The sequence below is a fragment of the Saccharopolyspora sp. genome (assembly GCF_017434145.1).
Lineage (GTDB): Bacteria > Actinomycetota > Actinomycetes > Mycobacteriales > Pseudonocardiaceae > Saccharopolyspora_C > Saccharopolyspora_C galaxeae.
Map to the genome: position 1 here is coordinate 1 of NZ_JAFRFW010001027.1, position 3,160 is coordinate 3,160.

Sequence of the window (3,160 nt, forward strand, 5' to 3'; positions counted from 1 at the left end):
ATCGCCGCGTAGCGCTCGTGCTGCTCGGCGCGCAGCTTCGCCTTCGCCTCTTCGCGCGTCCGCCGGGCTGCGCCCAGCGGATATCCCTGCTTGTGCGCCCGGTGTTCGACGGTGAACTCGGCGTAGGCCAGCGAGTACCACAGCCCGAGGATCACCCCGCCCAGCAACGCCATCGCCTTGATCCACAACGGGCCGGGCATCAGCAGGAACAGCAGGCCCGGGGAGAGCTGCACGAGGCTGCGCAACGCGTGCCGCACCATCCACGTGCGGGCGCTGACGTCGTGCAACACCCACTCGGAATACCGCTGCGGCAACCGGCCGCCGTAGGCGTACCAGATCCACAGCACCGGGTTTGGCCGAACCCGCTTCGACGCACCCATCGCGCACCGCTCCCATCGCACCGGCGGGCCGAGCCCGGCAGCGCCGTCGAAGGCACTAATCGTTAATGCACTAATGTTCTGCGTGCGATGCTAACGTGGTGATCGGCGAGCAGGAAGGACGGTGCCGCATGGAGCAGGTCGACCTGGGCGAGGATCCCCTCGCGCTCGATCGGCAGGTCTGCTTCGCGCTGTCGGTCGCCTCCCGCAGCGTCATCGCGCTGTACCGGCCGCTGCTCGAACCGCTCAACCTGACCCATCCGCAATACCTCGTCATGCTCGCGCTGTGGGAGTCCTCCCCGCGCTCGGTCAAAGACCTCAGCAACACCTTGCAGGCCGACTCGGCAACGTTGTCCCCGCTGCTCAAGCGGCTGGAGACGGTCGGGTACCTCACCCGCAGGCGCAGCGCGGACGACGAGCGGCTGCTGACCGCGGAACTCACCGACGCCGGGCGGGCGCTGCGCGCGAAGGCGGAGGAAATCCCGTACCGGGTGGTCGAGCAGCTCGGCATGGACGTCTCCGAGCTGGAGGCGCTGAACGGCTCCCTGCACCGGGTCATCGACGCCGCGCACCGCAGCCGAGCGGTGTGAGCCACGTCGGCGTCGGGCGATCGACGGCGTCGGCGGCTATATGCTCGGCCGGATGAACGCGCCGACTCCCTTGCCGAAGGCCGAACTGCACGTGCACATCGAGGGCACCCTCGAACCGGAGATGGTCTTCGAGCTGGCGCGGCGCAACGACATCGCGCTGCCGCACGCCTCGGTCGAGCAGCTGCGCGCCAAGTACCGCTTCAGCGATCTCCAGTCGTTCCTGGACATCTACTACGCGAACATGGCGGTGCTGCGCACCGAAGCCGACTTCCGCGATCTGGCGGCGGCCTACCTGCGCCGATGCGCCGAAGATGGCGTGCGGCACGCCGAGATCTTCTTCGATCTGCAGGCGCACACCAAGCGCGGTGTGCCGGTGCGCACCGTGATCGAAGGGCTCACCAGCGCCATCGCCGACAGCAGCGTGTCCGCCGAGCTGATCCTGTGCTTCCTGCGCGACGAGTCCGCCGAGTCGGCCGAGCAGGTGCTGCGCGCGGCCGAGCCCCACCTGGACCGGATCATCGGCGTGGGGCTGGACTCGGCCGAGGTCGGGCACCCGCCGTCGAAGTTCACCGAGGTCTTCCGCCGCGCCCGCGCGCTCGGGCTGCGCGCGGTCGCGCACGCGGGCGAGGAAGGCCCGCCGAAGTACGTGACCGAAGCGCTGGACCTGCTCGGGGCGGAGCGCATCGACCACGGCATCCGCGCGCTGGAAGATCCGGAGCTGGTGGCGCGGCTGCGGCGGGATCGGGTGCCGCTGACGGTGTGCCCGCTGTCGAACGTCCGGCTCGGCTGCTTCCCCGGCCTGGAGGTGCACACCTTGCCGCGGCTGCTGGCCGAGGACCTGCTGGTGACGATCAACTCGGACGACCCGGCGTACTTCGGCGGCCACGTCGGGGAGAACTTCGCCGCGGTGCAACGGGAATTGGGCGTGGACGGCGAGCAGCTGCGCGGCCTGGCTGCTAACTCGTTCACCGCGTCCTTCCTCGACGAGCCGCGCAAAGCCGCATACCTGGCCGAGGTCGCCGCCTGCTCAGTGGAGTGACCGGGCCGCGCGGGAAACCCGGCGGGCCGGTCGGCGACAATTCGTGCCTCCGAAGGCGCGCTTTCCGGAACCGGTCAGAAGGCACCGCCGCAGAGCCCGGCCGGGCGGATCCGGGCCAGTCGACGATCCCGCGCACCGTCGAATCATTCGTAAACGCACGTCACCAGGTCTTGATCCCAGATGAGGTTCGGCGGGCAGTTGCTTTTGTACGGAACTCCCTTGTCGCACACGTAGAAGGCATTGGGATCGCTGTCATCCGGCAGGTACGTCGGCAACGGGCCGTCCTTCTGCGGGCACTCCCCCACCGGCGCTCGTTCCGTGAGCTGCGTCGGTTCCCGTAGTGCGCTCTCGGCCGCAGCCGTGCTGAACGGAACGAAAGCGAGCAGCCCGACCGCCGTTGCCGTCAATACCCAGCGGCCGCGCACTCCTGAACCGACCATCTCGGCTTCCTCCGATGTTTTCGCGGTAGCTACCGCGTTTCCGGCCGAGCGTATTGCGCCGACGATCTTCGATTCAAGCGTCCAGCAGTCGAAGCTACGAACGAGTGATCTTCATTGCGGGGTATTGCGTAGGCTCAGATCGGTCGATCGGCTCCGGCATCGGCCTGCCGGTCACGTGGTGCCGCCGCCGCGACTTCACTGCGCCCGCCGAGCAGGCGGGGCCGGCGCTGCGGCGGAGTTGTGCCCACCCGCGCCGACCCGGGCTGAGGTACGCGCGCCACCCGGGCCTTGCGGTCCCGGTCCGGTCCGCGGCCGGGGATCCGGCGGGCGGCGACCTCGCCCGCTACCGCCCCGAGCGGCTCGCTTCCCCGGTCGTAGCCGGTGCCGCCGATGCACATTTCTCCGGACATGATCCGCTTTTCTCGTCATACGATCTTGTCGATTCCGCCGGACCGCTCGGATTGGCCGGGCCGCGGTCTCATCGGCCGCGGAATGATCCGGCACGCGGCGGCGCGGAATTCCACAGCTCGCCGATCAAGGAATGCGTCCCAGGCATCGAGATCGAACTACATGCCGTCATCGCGGCGCGTCGACACTCCTCTTTAGAGTGAGCATTCAATGGTCGATTAGGCAGAGCATGCACCTACCGTCACGGATTCTCGCTCGGACAGACCCATCTGATCGACACGCTGGCGCCGCAGCGCACTACCGCGC

The 3,160-nt window shown here is 68.6% G+C and carries 4 protein-coding genes; 2 read left to right on the forward strand and 2 right to left on the reverse strand.

What is annotated here, in order from left to right; genetic code table 11:
* Positions 1-380: DUF5313 family protein (locus IJH84_RS28080; protein WP_295150948.1), on the reverse strand; the 380-nt coding region annotated here is incomplete at its 3' end.
* A 128-nt stretch (positions 381-508) separates the two neighbouring features.
* Between IJH84_RS28080 and IJH84_RS28085 the strand changes: the two genes are divergently transcribed.
* Positions 509-967, forward strand: coding sequence for a MarR family winged helix-turn-helix transcriptional regulator (locus IJH84_RS28085; RefSeq protein WP_295150950.1), 459 nt, complete (start codon positions 509-511; stop codon positions 965-967).
* Positions 968-1,019: 52 nt separating this feature from the next.
* Entirely contained in the window at positions 1,020-2,006 is a 987-nt protein-coding gene (locus IJH84_RS28090; protein WP_295150952.1) for an adenosine deaminase, read from the forward strand.
* A 143-nt stretch (positions 2,007-2,149) separates the two neighbouring features.
* Here IJH84_RS28090 and IJH84_RS28095 read toward each other — a convergent pair whose 3' ends face one another.
* Positions 2,150-2,446: a carbohydrate-binding module family 14 protein gene (locus IJH84_RS28095; protein ID WP_295150954.1), complete on the reverse strand. Its 297-nt coding sequence runs from the start codon at positions 2,444-2,446 to the stop codon at positions 2,150-2,152.
* Positions 2,447-3,160 lie beyond the last annotated feature (714 nt).

Coding starts and splice junctions, on each gene's coding strand:
- IJH84_RS28085 (WP_295150950.1), top strand. CDS start 509: ATGGAGCAGGTCGACCTGGGCGAGGATCCCCTCGCGCTCGATCGGCAG.
- IJH84_RS28090 (WP_295150952.1), top strand. CDS start 1,020: ATGAACGCGCCGACTCCCTTGCCGAAGGCCGAACTGCACGTGCACATC.
- IJH84_RS28095 (WP_295150954.1), bottom strand. CDS start 2,446: ATGGTCGGTTCAGGAGTGCGCGGCCGCTGGGTATTGACGGCAACGGCG.